This window comes from Microbulbifer maximicatervae (SeqCode), assembly GCF_052467615.1.
Genome location: NZ_CP174319.1, coordinates 2,431,388 through 2,444,684 on the forward strand (window position 1 = coordinate 2,431,388; position 13,297 = coordinate 2,444,684).

Annotated in this window: 20 protein-coding genes; 5 read left to right on the plus strand and 15 right to left on the minus strand. The window is 43.9% G+C overall.

Translation table 11 applies throughout. The features are described 5' to 3' along the window. Nucleotides 1-289 precede the first annotated feature (289 nt). Nucleotides 290-1,507, plus strand: a complete 1,218-nt coding sequence (locus ACJJIM_RS10830; RefSeq protein ID WP_444913267.1) for a DUF2971 domain-containing protein — start codon at nt 290-292, stop codon at nt 1,505-1,507. A gap of 97 nt (nt 1,508-1,604) precedes the next feature. Continuing rightward, nucleotides 1,605-1,820 (plus strand): hypothetical protein, encoded by a 216-nt coding sequence (locus ACJJIM_RS10835; RefSeq protein WP_444913268.1) that lies wholly within the window; start codon nt 1,605-1,607, stop codon nt 1,818-1,820. A 750-nt stretch (nt 1,821-2,570) separates the two neighbouring features. Here ACJJIM_RS10835 and ACJJIM_RS10840 read toward each other — a convergent pair. The 3 genes from ACJJIM_RS10840 to ACJJIM_RS10850 form a co-directional block, all read right to left on the minus strand. Next, entirely contained in the window at nt 2,571-3,842 is a 1,272-nt protein-coding gene (locus ACJJIM_RS10840) for a Y-family DNA polymerase (RefSeq protein WP_444913269.1), read from the minus strand. After that, nucleotides 3,842-4,231: a LexA family protein gene (locus tag ACJJIM_RS10845; RefSeq protein WP_444908054.1), complete on the minus strand. Its 390-nt coding sequence runs from the start codon at nt 4,229-4,231 to the stop codon at nt 3,842-3,844. Before ACJJIM_RS10845 ends, ACJJIM_RS10840 begins: the two co-directional genes overlap by 1 nt. 100 nt (nt 4,232-4,331) lie before the next feature. After that, a complete protein-coding gene (locus ACJJIM_RS10850; protein ID WP_444908053.1) occupies nt 4,332-4,529 on the minus strand; it encodes a hypothetical protein in 198 nt (65 codons plus the stop codon). Between the two features lie 156 nt (nt 4,530-4,685). On the opposite strand from ACJJIM_RS10850, the gene ACJJIM_RS10855 reads away from it, so the two are divergent. After that, nucleotides 4,686-4,946, plus strand: a complete 261-nt coding sequence (locus ACJJIM_RS10855) for a helix-turn-helix domain-containing protein (protein WP_444908052.1) — start codon at nt 4,686-4,688, stop codon at nt 4,944-4,946. An 88-nt stretch (nt 4,947-5,034) separates the two neighbouring features. Here the strand turns inward: ACJJIM_RS10855 and ACJJIM_RS10860 are convergent, their stop codons facing one another. The 8 genes from ACJJIM_RS10860 to ACJJIM_RS10895 form a co-directional block, all read right to left on the minus strand. Next, nucleotides 5,035-5,349 (minus strand): hypothetical protein, encoded by a 315-nt coding sequence (locus tag ACJJIM_RS10860; protein ID WP_444913270.1) that lies wholly within the window; start codon nt 5,347-5,349, stop codon nt 5,035-5,037. 462 nt (nt 5,350-5,811) lie between these two features. Next, nucleotides 5,812-6,264: a hypothetical protein gene (locus tag ACJJIM_RS10865; protein ID WP_444913271.1), complete on the minus strand. Its 453-nt coding sequence runs from the start codon at nt 6,262-6,264 to the stop codon at nt 5,812-5,814. 129 nt (nt 6,265-6,393) lie between these two features. Then, the gene (locus tag ACJJIM_RS10870) at nt 6,394-6,666 is read right to left on the minus strand and encodes a hypothetical protein (RefSeq protein ID WP_413662294.1); all 273 of its coding nucleotides are present in this window, start codon (nt 6,664-6,666) and stop codon (nt 6,394-6,396) included. Nucleotides 6,667-6,780: 114 nt separating this feature from the next. Further along, nucleotides 6,781-7,212 (minus strand): hypothetical protein, encoded by a 432-nt coding sequence (locus tag ACJJIM_RS10875; protein ID WP_444913272.1) that lies wholly within the window; start codon nt 7,210-7,212, stop codon nt 6,781-6,783. A 117-nt stretch (nt 7,213-7,329) separates the two neighbouring features. Next, nucleotides 7,330-7,620 carry a hypothetical protein gene (locus tag ACJJIM_RS10880; RefSeq protein WP_444913273.1) on the minus strand — a complete coding sequence of 97 codons (291 nt, stop codon included), beginning with the start codon at nt 7,618-7,620 and terminating at the stop codon, nt 7,330-7,332. A 252-nt stretch (nt 7,621-7,872) separates the two neighbouring features. After that, the gene (locus tag ACJJIM_RS10885) at nt 7,873-8,286 is read right to left on the minus strand and encodes a hypothetical protein (RefSeq protein WP_444913274.1); all 414 of its coding nucleotides are present in this window, start codon (nt 8,284-8,286) and stop codon (nt 7,873-7,875) included. 217 nt (nt 8,287-8,503) lie between these two features. Further along, entirely contained in the window at nt 8,504-8,845 is a 342-nt protein-coding gene (locus ACJJIM_RS10890) for a DUF2793 domain-containing protein (protein ID WP_444913390.1), read from the minus strand. An 85-nt stretch (nt 8,846-8,930) separates the two neighbouring features. After that, the gene (locus ACJJIM_RS10895) at nt 8,931-9,080 is read right to left on the minus strand and encodes a hypothetical protein (protein WP_444913275.1); all 150 of its coding nucleotides are present in this window, start codon (nt 9,078-9,080) and stop codon (nt 8,931-8,933) included. Here ACJJIM_RS10895 and ACJJIM_RS10900 point away from each other — a divergent pair. Both ACJJIM_RS10900 and ACJJIM_RS10905 read left to right on the plus strand, forming a co-directional pair. Beyond that, complete coding sequence (locus ACJJIM_RS10900) at nt 9,074-9,307, plus strand: hypothetical protein (RefSeq protein WP_444913276.1); 234 nt, start codon at nt 9,074-9,076, stop codon at nt 9,305-9,307. The genes ACJJIM_RS10895 and ACJJIM_RS10900 overlap by 7 nt on opposite strands. 283 nt (nt 9,308-9,590) lie before the next feature. Further along, nucleotides 9,591-10,553, plus strand: a complete 963-nt coding sequence (locus ACJJIM_RS10905) for a hypothetical protein (protein WP_444913277.1) — start codon at nt 9,591-9,593, stop codon at nt 10,551-10,553. Nucleotides 10,554-10,657: 104 nt separating this feature from the next. Here ACJJIM_RS10905 and ACJJIM_RS10910 read toward each other — a convergent pair whose 3' ends face one another. The 4 genes from ACJJIM_RS10910 to ACJJIM_RS10925 all read right to left on the minus strand — a co-directional run bounded on the left by ACJJIM_RS10910 (nt 10,658) and on the right by ACJJIM_RS10925 (nt 13,260). Continuing rightward, a complete protein-coding gene (locus ACJJIM_RS10910) occupies nt 10,658-11,671 on the minus strand; it encodes a hypothetical protein (RefSeq protein ID WP_444913278.1) in 1,014 nt (337 codons plus the stop codon). Nucleotides 11,672-11,776: 105 nt separating this feature from the next. Beyond that, nucleotides 11,777-12,664: an IS3 family transposase gene (locus ACJJIM_RS10915; protein WP_444913279.1), complete on the minus strand. Its 888-nt coding sequence runs from the start codon at nt 12,662-12,664 to the stop codon at nt 11,777-11,779. Further along, complete coding sequence (locus tag ACJJIM_RS10920) at nt 12,616-12,969, minus strand: transposase (protein ID WP_413662302.1); 354 nt, start codon at nt 12,967-12,969, stop codon at nt 12,616-12,618. The genes ACJJIM_RS10915 and ACJJIM_RS10920 overlap by 49 nt, the downstream gene beginning before the upstream one ends. Before the next feature lie 120 nt (nt 12,970-13,089). After that, a complete protein-coding gene (locus ACJJIM_RS10925; RefSeq protein ID WP_444913280.1) occupies nt 13,090-13,260 on the minus strand; it encodes a hypothetical protein in 171 nt (56 codons plus the stop codon). Nucleotides 13,261-13,297 lie beyond the last annotated feature (37 nt).

The window sequence follows — 13,297 nt, forward strand, 5'->3', positions numbered from 1 at the left end:
TAAAGGAATCCACCCCAGAAGAGGAAGTCAACCGTTACCACAGAGAACATTCCAAAAATGAAGAAATTTCATTTTCTCACTCTAAATAAGATTTTGGACCATTCCACTATAGAGATGACTATGCGCTATGCGCATTTGTCGCCGGAGGATGTGGTGGAGAGGAGTGCGCTTAGCTCGCTAGAGCGCCATTGAAAGAATTCACTTTAGGGAATGAAGCTATAAGTGATATTCTAAGTTGCCATTAAATAATTAATTTTTTCTTAGAAACTAGCAAGATGGATTCCGGTAGATGATATTAACACCACCTAGTGAGAAATCACTATTCAAGTATATGCCCTGGAGACCTAGTAACAATTTTTTCAATTCACCAATGTTACGTTTTTCTCAACCTGAAACCTTCAACGACCCATTCGAAGGATTTCCTCAACTCTCATCTATCAAGCAAAAAATTCATGGCAATGGAGTTTCTTCTAGCATTATCGAAAATTGGAATCTGAAGGACTTACAATTTAAGTATATCGACATAGGTATATTATGTCTTACTGCAAGGAATGACAACTTGCTCATGTGGCCCCATTATGCGAATGAACACCAAGGGATAGTTTTAGAATTCGACATGGAACATAAGTTTTTCAAACAAGATATCCCCATGTCTCGAAAAAATTCATCTTTATGCCGCCATAAAGGTAAGCCATGGAAAGTCCAGTACAGAACTGATAGACACGAATCCGCCTCAACTATGGAATCAGCTTATGATCGTTTTTTTGTAAAAAGCACTGACTGGAGATATGAGGAAGAGTACCGAATGATTCTTGACTTCAATGGGGATCATAATATTCCTATTGCTGTGACTAGAAACGTCGAAAAGGACCCCAATGATAGAAAATCAATATTTTTGTTTCCTCTACCAGTTGAAGCCATAAAAGGAGTCTATTTAGGATGTAGAACTTATGGCGAAAACAAAGATAATGGAAATCAAAATAATATCCACCAAGAAATCATTGACGAATTTAACGATGCAAAGAAAAATCACCCTCACTATGAAAATGTAACTATAAATTTCGCTCAAATGCATAATGAGGAGTTCAAATTAGATTTCATAGAACAAGACAAATGGACTCCTCCAAAGAATACCAGATCACTATTTACTGCCGTTCATGACCCCAACAACTGGGGCCGAACAAATAAGATTAAATGTCTCAATGCAGCAGTATATAAAAACGATCAAGGTTCTTTAATTAAAGCATTGGAATACCACAAAGTCCCAAAATCCTACATTGATTTATTACCTGCTTTTTTACACAAAGAAGGTGAAAATATTAACTTGGACACTAAGCAATTTGGCTGCTCTGTTCTGAACTGGATGGGGGACTTAATCAGAGATGCAATGATAAAGAAAATCAACATATCCCCCTATATGGTAGACACTACGATCAGAGGATTTCTGGAAGATTACTATGGAATGGAGGAACCGCTAGATAATGGCAAATGGCTTGAGTCTAAATAATTATAGTTGAGCCGACTGCGCTATCCGAAAGCAGGATAGCAAAAACTATTTGTTACTCGCATCCACCGACTACGATAGTGCTAAATGAGGATATAAAATGCCAAAGCCACTGATTCAAAGATTTGAAGAAGTAGATCAAACAGACTTAACAGACATGCTTATGATTGCAGCTCGTAATGTTGAGGATGCCCTCATCCAGTCCGGAGCTACGCCAGGTAAAGATTACAACATTTTAGATGTATATACGCTGGCCCAACCGTTTGCTCTTGAGCTATTCCGCACTAATGACCAGGCCACCTTTACAGTTAAGTGACTCACCTTTGCTGCCAGACACAATTGACATAAGGGCTATCCACTAAAATCTAAGGGCACAATAATCATTTTGATATGTCTCATAGCAAACATTTAAAACGCGGAAAATCATACCCCCTTGATACATGACTGGGGCGTGGAAAGCGTTTTATTGTTTCATGTAAACAGTGTCAAACCACCGGCCTTAAGCCCAGTATTCTTGATCCAGGGTTTTCGGAAGATACAGAGAGAAGCATCATCAAAAGAGAGCTGGAGAAGCTAAATGAGCCTCTGGATTTGAATGAGTATGGCCTATGCGGCCTGTGCTCAAAAATACTGAAAATCGCCCCTAAAACATTGCCCTGAATATCTCAACACAACTGAAGGTTACAGGGTAATAAAGGGAGATTTCACGCAAGATAACGCCATTTAGTGGCATTTTGAGTACCAATGGAAAGTTAAACAGATGTCTTAAAAACCGTTGACTGTAACAGGTCCCAGGGTTCGAATCCCTGCCCCACCGCCATTACTCATACAGAACGCCCTGATTTTTCAGGGCTTTTTTGTTTCTGCCTTTTGTGGTCCCCCACTCAGTCCCCCCACTTATCTTTTGCTAGCCCGTAACGTTTCAGATGACGCAAACTCTATACGATACGCGCCAACTGCGGCAGCGCACCAACGTCTTTATCATCTACCCCTTTCCGCGAACATTAGGTCGATTTAGCTCTTTTGCAGGCTCCACGAGAGCCCGCCCATTAACCTTACAAAGACCTCATACGCTTACGCAGCAGCTAGACCGTAATCTCCGGTAGCTGGTCCCACTGAGTCGTATAGGCTGGCGATCGATGCTCCTGTCGCATCTTCCACTTCTTGTCGATACCTTCAGCTCCCAGAAACAAGGTACCCCGCCAAACCTCTGGTTGATCTGATCGATAGCCTGCATGGTCTCACCTGATCGTATTGGCTGGCCCGTGGTGAACATGTCGCCTTGGCCCAGTGATCGGGGGATAAGCTCTACCAGCCCCACCCCCGCTTTCAGGAATCTATGCCCCTGCAGGAACAGCTCTGTAATCGCGCGCTTTACCAGCTGCACTATCAGCCGAGTGTCATCGGTGGGGTAAGGGGTTTGCACTACGGTGCTGCGGCTGTAGTAGTGCGGCTCATGGGGTGAGGTATGCAGGAATACATGGACGGACTTCACCAGGGAATCCTGAGTGCGCAGCTTCTCCGCTGCCCTGCTTGCGTACAAGGTGACGGCCTGCAGTATCGGCTGCAGATCGGTGAGCTTTTCGCCGAATGAGCGTGTGCAATAGATCTGTTTCTTGGCCGGTGGCTGCTCTTCCAGGCTTAAGCAACTAATGCCATTTAGCTCTTCTATCGTGCGCTCAATATTTACATTCGTATGGCTGCGTAGAATTTTCGGGTTGGCTTGTGCCAAGTCATAGGCTGTCTTGATACCCAGGTGCCCAAGTCGCCTTGATAGGCGCCTGCCTACACCCCACACATCACCCACTTCAGTGCGTCGCTGCAGCCATTGCCACTTTGCGGGGGAGTCCAAGACGCAGACGCCCTGACATTTGGGGATCTTCTTGGCGACTCTATTTGCCAGCTTGGCCAGGGTTTTACTCGGGGCAATGCCAACGCCCACCGGCATGCGAACATCCCGCCAGAGGGTTTGCCTTATTTGCTGGCCGTAATCCAGTAGACACTCTTGCAACCCATGTAGATCCAGAAACATCTCATCGATGCTATAGACTTCAACCTCTGGACTGTACTGCTTCAGCGTTATCATTACCCGGTGGGAAATATCGCCGTACAGGGCGTAATTACTCGAGAAGATCTTTACCCCGTGCTTTCGCAACAGATGCTCGATCTTGAAGAACGGCTGCAAATCAGGAATACCTAATACCTTGGCCTCTTTCGAGCGAGCCACCACGCAACCATCATTATTGGAAAGGACTACCACCGGGAGCCCGCGCAGGTCGGGGCGGAATATCTGTTCGCAGCTGGCATAGCAGCTGTTGCAATCAACCAGTGCCAACATCAGCAGGACCGGTGGTACCGCACGGAAGCCTTGACCACTCCCTCAACAATCAATTCCTGCCCCTCCCAAATGGGAATCGGTGCGTATTTATCATTGGCTGATAGCAGGCGGCCCTGTTGGCGGTCGAGCACCTTGCACGTTAACTGCCCATCGAGGGCAACCACCACCACATCACCGTGTATTGGCGTTAATGATCGGTCGACTACCAGCAGATCCCGGTCAAAGATGCCGAGGTTCTGCATAGAGTCGCCGTTAGCGCGGGCGAGGAATGTCGCCGCCGGGCTGGTTATCAAGTGTTGATCCAGGCTCAGCGCTGCTTCTTTGTGGTCATCCGCTGGCGAGGGAAAGCCGCAGCTAACACCACTGCCGTATAGAGGGGAAAGTTTCATGTGCTCTAGCAATGTACTGTATTTTTATACAGTGTAGTGGCGAGCACCCAATAAAGACAAGTAGCCAGTGTGACTCCAGGGCCTCACAGGTATTTTGTACTCAAGCCATCTCGGCGCCGCCACCTCCTTTTGACTCAGCCGAATAGATAACACCTTGGATAGTGGTGCTCACTTCCTCACCTATCAGCTTTAACACGGCATCCATTCCCGCTAAATCAGGGCAGCCTGTTACCCGCTCCAGGGCCACACACAGGCCTGCGACCCGCTGCAATTGCTCCACTTGCGCTTTTATAGGCATGCGCAACTCCTTGTAACTGCTAGCCCTATCTCAATCTTGTGTCACCTAACACCGGCCATCTTTATTGCCTTATGACGACAAGCCGCCAAACGCACCTCGATATTTGAGGCCGGATCACTAGGCGATCTCCTGAGCAACGTACGGAAACGGGAGAGGATGATGATTGCACAGCCGGCAAGACAGCTGGGGCTTGCGTCATCTCAAATTTCGAAAATGGAAACGGGCGTACAAAGAGTTCCGGCGGACCTGCTGCCGGTATGGTGTGAGGCCGTGGGGATTACTTTGGTGGAGATTTACGGAGTGGAGAACCTGCACTATTTTGCACAGATTCCATTTCCCCCTTTTACTGCTCGACTCTATTCGCAACTACCGGAGAATTTTCGCAAGCATATTCATTCGGTCATTGAGAGTAGCTAGCAACTCTGGAAGAGGTTGGGATAACGCTCCCAATAGTGGCCGAGCATAGCGAGGTCCAGCCCCGGAGGGTCGATGCTACTTCGCCTTGTTAATCAATTTTACATTCCAATTCTGGCCGAAGGGCTTTAAACAACACCTCAATCTCATTACGCTCAAAACCCAAGATAGAATGGAACTTAGTTACGTTTAGCGCAGAAGCTCCATACAAGATTTCACCGAATGAACTATTTATGGCTAATGCACACTCACATGAGCACTCCGATATACTTTGTGGCCAAGCGGCTCTTATCGATTCCAGCGTTTCTTTCTCAAAACCAAACAAAGCCGGACATTCCGAGCCCCACTTTTCGATCCAGTATTCAAATGCTGCCGCAATAATCGTATTTTCTCTCTCAGAAATCATGCTTCATCTTTTTGGTTAACGCCTTGCTCAGCCGTCACCGGAATAGAGCCGCATTGTGCTAGCTTAGCGTACAGTACAAAGCGAGTGGAGTGTAGGTGGTCGAATGCAGCAATTTGTTATGTGTTTCACAGGCATATATTACCTACCTTTCTTAAGGATTACTAAGAAGTAAAGGGAATAGCCAATTAAATACAGGAATAATATGTGCGCAAACATTTCCAGCTCCGTTAGAAAATATGAAGCTTCACCATCAATCGAGAACATCCAATTCAAGAAAGGAACTGGACCAACTACCTCTTTATACATCCACGCATTCCACCAGACAACTGAAATGCCATATGAAATCACTATCCCCAAAAGGAAAAAGATTATTCTACTCAAGTTTCCCTTAATCACTTCCTTAGACATAATGCCAAGCGAAGTACGCAGCACTTTGCCCCGCTTGCGCGTTTTGTTAAACAATTACTTGGCATAAGGCCTAATTTGATCCAATTCATTTACTTGCTTAATTAAATCTACAAGCTCTGGGTCTACGCTCTCGGGCACTTTGCCTACATCTTCGAGGTGTATGCTACACCTTGATCCTGTGATGAACTTACTTTCTGGTGGAGAGTCAATTCTATACACACCATTGGGCAAGAGAAATGCGGTGCACATACTATATCTTTGTTTGAAGGTAATCCTGCTGCCTTTTGTGAGGCCGCTGTTTAGTGGGGCGAAAACTTCAAGTATTGTTGTAACCTCACCCGCCCCCATAAGTTTTTTTCCTTCTTCTTCGCTTACGGGGTAGATCGCTTCGCCCTCTATAGGCATTACGAGGAATGACTTACTCTTGTCAACTTCTCCTATATGCCAGCATGAGCATGCATAGCTTTGTAGGGGTATTAGGAGAAATATTAGTGTGATGAATTTCATATGTTTAGCGCCTCAATAACCGGCAGGCAAAGTGATGGGGTTTTTGTGCGATAATTTGCGTAAAAAAACGTACAAAAAGGACAGCAGTTTGACTGTCCTACCACGAAGTGGCGATGGCTGATAAACTTGTTAAATGTTTTTGGCACAAAGCCACCTTATTATAAAAAAGCCGCCAACTGAAACAGCTATGGTAAATGCTAAAATTAGCCCGCCCGGATTTAAGAGGCCTACAACTTCAGCCAATACTACCAAGAGAACTACCAATATAACTTGCCCTACGAGTGTAGCCATCACTAGTTTTGACTTTATTGGGAACCCCTTTCTCCTAAAGCTATAAATTGCTGGCCCCCATAAAATTGAAAGCCAGCAAAGAAGCAAGGCTAAAACAATAAAAATGCCCATTGGCTCAATTCCTGAAATCATTTAGACATTTAACGACTACAACAGGGGTGGCCGGGGCGTAGCTTAGGCTGTCCCGTGAAGGGCCAAAGGCCCGCAGCAACCTACCTATACTTTTTATATTTCAATTTCACTGGTGATGTCCATCGTTTCTGTTTCAATGGCGACTGCAGTGTGCCCACTAAATTGAACTTGGCTGAGGGCAATGCCTTTGACTACAGCAAATGAGCCGGAGCCTTTAGTTTGCTCAGTTAACAATTTGGCGTCTTCTACTGTTGACGAAATAACTAGATGAATAACAAAGTAGCCGTCACCCGTTTTCTTTAACTTATATGGCTTATCGCTAAGCGGGGCTTTTTCAAAATGGTGCTTTACAAGCCAGTAAACTGATACTTTTTCTCCATTCTCTTTTATCTTGGAGTCAATTATCTCACCAGCCCAATTAATGGGTGTGTCGTATGCGGATGTGGCCATTATCAGTTTTGGGCTTGGAGATTCTCCAAAAGCCAATTGACTGATAAAGAGTAAAGCTAAAAGAATCTTGTTCATAACCTTCCTTGAAATATAACACCTGCAGAAGCGGCCGAAATGTAGCCGCGAAGCTGCGGAATGTAGGTCCAACCCAAGCTTGCTTGGGTGTTGCTTGCTGCATTTGTTAGGCATGGGCTACTCTCCGAACTCGATTAATTTGAGGAATTCACCCTCGCTCTTTGCGATTACCTCTTCGAATTGTGCCTGATGGCACCAATAGAATATATAGCCACCGCAATGCCTGAGCAAAAAATTGCCATTATCATCAACTCCGATCAGGGTTGATTGCTTACCTTTCCACCAGTCTGCTTGTAAGGGGCGCCTATCCTCTTCCCGAAGTAAGCAGGCTAGTTTAATCTGCTTGCCAGAGAAATTTATGGTGCGTTTAATTCCAAGATTACTTATCGCTTTATCTAGAGAAGTCATGGATTCGTTTACTGCCTAACGAGGGTGTAGAAAAACTCAGCCCTCTTTTCGTATTGTGCTTCTACGTGAAAAATAGCCTACTCATCAGTGAAAGCTAGATCAGAATTCACGTAGAATCACCATTTATGGTTAATATTTGACCACATCTAAGAAAGCAAAGACATAAATTAGTTTTTCTACAGCCTGAACGACTACAACAGGGGCGGCCGAAGGCCCGTAGCAACCTGCTTGTACTTGCTAAGCATTGCAACGCTATAAGCCAGAATAAGTTTGGAAAACCTCATGATCTTTGTAGTCCCCTCGCTCATTTAAGTTGATATATATTTGAATGGCACATTCATAGAATAGCCTAAGAAATATAGATTCAATGTTACAGTCAGCCTCATTCTCTCGTACTACGGCCTGATATCTAAAAGAATACTTATCGTAAGAATACACAATGTTAGCTGAGGCTAAATATTCTTCAATTATTTCCTTGCTATCGCCTTGCGATAGATTAGCAGAAATACTTTCCTGTATTTTCTTGACTGTATTAAGACTATTCCCCCAAACAGGATTACTAATTATTACTAGCGCTAATATGGTAGCTATCTTCAATGCTCTTCCTTGAACGCTTAACAGTGTATTCAAAAGCAGCTGCAATATATCACCCACCACTATACCCACAAAATTCCTTCGACCACGATATAAAAAGCCTTTAAGTAACATTAACCTATCGACAGTTGGTACCAATGTACACAAATGGGCATATTGCAACTGCATTATATCCAGACATTTGGGGTGCTATATATATTTTTGGAACCCCCTTAAAAGTCAGAAAGTTAACACCTTTTTTCCTGTGCATAAGATGCAGATGCTTTTGATCCCAGATATACGAAGCAGGCTAGGTGACTTGGTTATCCCAGTAAATATTGTTTAACGCTGCCAACACCTGCCCAACCACCCCGGCCAGATCCGTGCTGGTATCCCCAGTGATCTGCGGCAGAGTCGCCGGGCGGTTGGCTACCTGCCAGCCTCTACTGCCGTTGATATACAGCAGGCCGCCCGCCTGATTGAGTGCGGCCTTAGCGGGGAAGAATTTACAGTAGCCGGGGTCTGCTACATAGCGGGCCAGTTGGCCGTCTTGGCTTGCCCAGTCTCCGGTATCGCTGGCCACTATGTAGCGGTCGCCATCGCTGGGGGAGTCGGGGGGACCGTTTTGGATGCCCTGCACTTCGATCTGCAGAAGCGCGTAAGTTCATTGTTACAAACACCCCACTCACCATCATCATCCGCATAAACTCGCTCACCGCAGTTAATTGCAACCATACTCACCCACTCGGAATCTCCATCACCGCAATAGAACTATGCACGACCATGCGATTCGCCACTTCACCAATGCAGTCAGAAACAAGGCCCGCTGCCTCGTCAATCACATTGACCGCCTGCCCTGCATCTGTGGTGAGTGTCTTCGTTGTCACATAGACCCGATCCATCGGGCATCGGTCTGCACGCTGTTCTGATCATCAATCACGGCAATAACGCACTTGAGCACGGCGACGGCTTCGGAGCTTGCGGGCTCAGCCTTTTGCGTAATTGCAGATCGCGCAATCGTACCAGCACAATGGCTGTCGTCGATGATGTAGACAAATTGCCAAGCCTGGCACTCTATAAACAATATAAATATAGGAATTTCTTACTAAACTAGTTATCCCTATATGTTTAAACTTTATTCCCAGCTTTTTGAGATCATCTTCCTAAAGATAACTACTGCAATCCAGCCCTATACTTCCCGTGTCACCTCTATTTTACCTAGACAGCCAGACAAGCAGTAGGAACTCTCTAAGGATGAAATCCTGTATTGGTGACTCCACTTCAACTTTAATGACAAAGATTTGAGAGCATTCTCCGCCTAATTAGCTGTTCAGCTGAGTCCCAAATCGATCAACAGTCTGTAACAAAATTAATCGCTTGATTTTTAAGGGATCATCATGAAAGCTTTCACCCCGATAGCGGCAGCTATCTTCTTAGTAATTAGTGGGTATTCACTCGCAAATGGGAATACTGCCATAGTGAACCAGAATGGAAATGGTAATATGGCTAACCCGGACCAAAGTGATCCCGCAACGATGGACAGTTTGATCGCAATCACCCAGGATGGTGATTTCAACGAATCTGCACCGGTACAGGAGAATGCCACTCAAAATGGCACTATTATTCATATTCAAACTGGAAATCTAAATACCGCTCCTGCCTTACTACAAAATAACAGTGACTCTACCCAGATTACGGCAATTCAGCAGGGCAATCTTAATGAGGTAGGCATGTCGCAAGTTGACTCTCAGTTAAGTACTGTTTTTGTTAACCAAATTGGGGATACCAATAGCTATGGCGGTGCGCAGATAATGTCAGATAGCGATACTATTTCTGTATTGCAATCTGGAGATTCCCAAATTTCCGGTAATACTCAACTCAATACCTCCTTTAACAGTTTTATAGTGAACCAGACAGGAATGGCCAATAGTGCTATTGGTTTCCAATCTAGCGGCACCTCAAATACCTCAGTTATGATCCAGAATGGAACTGCTAATATCGCTGGCATGGCTCAAAACGACGGCGACTTTAATAGCTTACTTATTCAACAAGACGGAGATAGCAATGATGGCATTGTTACACAGTTAAATAATTCAAATAATAATACTGTGAGCGTATTCCAGTCAGGCATGATGAATATGTCGGAAGTTAATCAAGATGCTTCTGATTTTGGCATAGTTGATACCAACCAAACTGGCATGATGAATATGGCACTAACCAATCAGACGGGGATATCCAACTTTGCCAGTCAATCCCAGATTGGCACATCTAATGTGCATGAAATCGGTCAGGCAACATCCGGTAATTCTGCAACTGCCCTCCAATCTGGTACTGGCAATATGGGCGTGATTTTTCAATAGCGGATAAGGTTGACGATTCAACACTGTACTCCCTATTAGCAGCTATGGGTGTTTGACTGTTTTTGGGTAAAAGAGATGCTTTTTAAATAGCTATACCGCCGCGTTCAGCCGTTTATCGGCTGCAACGCCTTGTTAGGCATCTTACCGAGCACACTCAGCGACGTTGTTAATTTCTCTTCGCATTCGTTCTTATGCTCCCAATTCGTTTCGGCAGCAATGCTTTGCAGGTACTTCTCAATTGCTTGCATTGCTTTTTCTTTAAGGGGTTGTTCGCATTCACCTCTTAGTTTAGCTGATGCAAATGCTAAGCCGACTGTCGCTTGAAAGTAGGTATAAGAGCTATAGTCACTATCATATGGTTTATTTATATCGATTTCCCAACCCTTTAACAGCTTCGTTAGAAAAACGAGTGGAGATTTACTTTTATTGCGGTTATTCCAGTCAGTAAAAAGACCTAAAGTATCTGCACCAGTATCATTCCCATTTGGTGCAAACTCGTCACCACAACTCCACAAACCTGGTACTGGCACAACATCTTTTGCGTTTGGGTGAAAGTCTACCCAATCGAGCCCCAGCTTTTCCCATTCATCGAGTTTTTCGAATTCTGCTTTTCTGCGCTCTCTGACTTCATTCTGTAGGTTTTCAAGTTCCTCAACGTTATGCGGAATTTCTTCGAGCTTTTTACTTAGATACTTCTGAAATTCTTCATATGAGAAGTCATCTGACTTTTTTATTTTAGGCTTAATGGCAGTTAAGTTTTCAATTATGTCTGCTAGAGTCGCTTTAACCCAATCTGGATTTATCTGAATAGGAGGTTTTTTATTTCGTTCTATTTCGTAACCGGTAGTAAAAGTTCCTTCAATATCCAGAGCAATTCGCTTCTTCTTTCTATAAAAGGTGCATTTAGGTAAGGTTTTAAGATTATTGTGAAAGTTTTCCTGAGTTTGCTCCAAACTCTTTCTGGCTGGACCATCATGGTAAAAGTGAACAGTGACTTCTATCTCTTCGACGGCACTTCCAAAGTCTGGCTCATCATTTTCCAGTATCTCTGAAACTAGTGAAATCGACCGATGCCCACCGAAAGAATTATACAATCTATGAAATACTGATATTTCCATTAACTTATATTCCTTAACTCTACTGCCTAACGTTTGCATTTGCGGCGGCTGAAGCATAGCGTAAGAAGCCTCCCCCCTTAAAGTAGACGCCACCTTATATTCATCTTATGCGGCCATTCTTTCATATTCATCTGGGCTTTTGAACCCAAGTGAACCATGTCTTCTTTTAAAGTTATGGTACCTATCAAGATACCAAGCTAAGTTGGTTCTTAGCTCCTCAACGGATTTAAAATTAAATCCTTTGAAACTCTCAGTTTTCAGTGTTTGAAAAAATGATTCCACATACACATTATCATTCATAAACCCTGGACGGTTCATGCTCGGCTCAATATCCAGCTCTTTGAGTCGGTTTTGGTATGCATAAGCACCGTACTCAGAACCTCTGTCGCTGTGAAATATTAGATTTGATTCTATATTTCTGCGACGGACAGCTTTATTTAGCGCTGACAGTGTTAGCTCAACAGTTCGAGTATCCGACAGCTCCCAACCCAACACTTTCCGGGAGTAAAGATCAATAATCACAGCTAAATATTGCCATTGCCCATTGATCTTCAGATAGGTTACATCACCAGCCCATTGAGAGTCTGGTTTACTCGGCATACCATGCTCTCTTTGTAAATTTTCAACCTTAATACAAGGATTTCCAGGCAAAGGGCGTCGACGATAGATCCTTCCAGCTTTCCCCACGATTCCAGCCTCTCTCATAAGGCGTTCAACGCGTTTGTGATTTATTCTTTCACCATTAGCTTTCAGCTCTGCGCTAATTCTTGGACTTCCATAATTACCATCATGCTGTGTATAGATAGCTTCGATACGCCTTAGAATTCGCCTATTCTCTATGTCACGAGTGCTCTCATCTCGATTGAGCCATTTATAAAACCCTTGGGGTGAAACATTCAAGTATCTACATAAGTACCTGACACCAAAGTCTGATCGATTAAGAGCTATGAATGAGAATCTTTCGGCTTTGGATCTTTCAGGTACATTTCCCACTTTTTTAGGAAATCATTCTCCTTTTGCAATTTCTCGACTTTCTTTTTTAGACGTCTTATCTCTTTATCATCGGTTTGAGACCGATTTTTCGTTGCTTTTGTCATACTTATTCTACGACTGGGCTTCTCGACCAGCTTGCCTTCTCTACTTTCCTGTCGCCATCTATACACCATTACTGGATGCAAACCAATAATGTTGGCGATAGTAGTCGTATCTACTTTCAGTTGATTAGTGAGAGCTACCACTCTAACTTTGAACTCTGTTGAATATTCAACAACCCGCTCTTCACTCAGTATTTTCGGCATTTTTTCCTATCCTATTTAAAAGATAGGCGTCTACTCAATGGGGGAAGGTTTCTAAGCCGTCCGGCCGAGATAGCGGCGAACAACATGCGCTTGTTATGCTTTACTACACTGCTTTATCAATTAAAAAATTACTAGCCAGTCGAACGTCAAAACGGTTGTAAAAACCTTTAAACCTACGAGGCCAACAAACAAAACTATCAAGGCTACTTTAAGTTTTTTACTTTTGATGTTATTCCAGAATAATAACTTAGCCTTAAATTCACTTTTTAACTCAGCTATCTCTTCTTTCATACAAAATCCCTTTAGTCATCACAAATATAAATTGAAG

Excerpts from the sequence above, each read along its gene's own strand:
- ACJJIM_RS10830 (WP_444913267.1), top strand. The coding sequence starts at position 290 with ATGATATTAACACCACCTAGTGAGAAATCACTATTCAAGTATATGCCC.
- ACJJIM_RS10835 (WP_444913268.1), top strand. The coding sequence starts at position 1,605 with ATGCCAAAGCCACTGATTCAAAGATTTGAAGAAGTAGATCAAACAGAC.
- ACJJIM_RS10840 (WP_444913269.1), bottom strand. The coding sequence starts at position 3,842 with ATGTTGGCACTGGTTGATTGCAACAGCTGCTATGCCAGCTGCGAACAG.
- ACJJIM_RS10845 (WP_444908054.1), bottom strand. The coding sequence starts at position 4,231 with ATGAAACTTTCCCCTCTATACGGCAGTGGTGTTAGCTGCGGCTTTCCC.
- ACJJIM_RS10850 (WP_444908053.1), bottom strand. The coding sequence starts at position 4,529 with ATGCCTATAAAAGCGCAAGTGGAGCAATTGCAGCGGGTCGCAGGCCTG.
- ACJJIM_RS10855 (WP_444908052.1), top strand. The coding sequence starts at position 4,686 with ATGATGATTGCACAGCCGGCAAGACAGCTGGGGCTTGCGTCATCTCAA.
- ACJJIM_RS10860 (WP_444913270.1), bottom strand. The coding sequence starts at position 5,349 with ATGATTTCTGAGAGAGAAAATACGATTATTGCGGCAGCATTTGAATAC.
- ACJJIM_RS10865 (WP_444913271.1), bottom strand. The coding sequence starts at position 6,264 with ATGAAATTCATCACACTAATATTTCTCCTAATACCCCTACAAAGCTAT.
- ACJJIM_RS10870 (WP_413662294.1), bottom strand. The coding sequence starts at position 6,666 with ATGGGCATTTTTATTGTTTTAGCCTTGCTTCTTTGCTGGCTTTCAATT.
- ACJJIM_RS10875 (WP_444913272.1), bottom strand. The coding sequence starts at position 7,212 with ATGAACAAGATTCTTTTAGCTTTACTCTTTATCAGTCAATTGGCTTTT.
- ACJJIM_RS10880 (WP_444913273.1), bottom strand. The coding sequence starts at position 7,620 with ATGACTTCTCTAGATAAAGCGATAAGTAATCTTGGAATTAAACGCACC.
- ACJJIM_RS10905 (WP_444913277.1), top strand. The coding sequence starts at position 9,591 with ATGAAAGCTTTCACCCCGATAGCGGCAGCTATCTTCTTAGTAATTAGT.
- ACJJIM_RS10910 (WP_444913278.1), bottom strand. The coding sequence starts at position 11,671 with ATGGAAATATCAGTATTTCATAGATTGTATAATTCTTTCGGTGGGCAT.
- ACJJIM_RS10920 (WP_413662302.1), bottom strand. The coding sequence starts at position 12,969 with ATGCCGAAAATACTGAGTGAAGAGCGGGTTGTTGAATATTCAACAGAG.
- ACJJIM_RS10925 (WP_444913280.1), bottom strand. The coding sequence starts at position 13,260 with ATGAAAGAAGAGATAGCTGAGTTAAAAAGTGAATTTAAGGCTAAGTTA.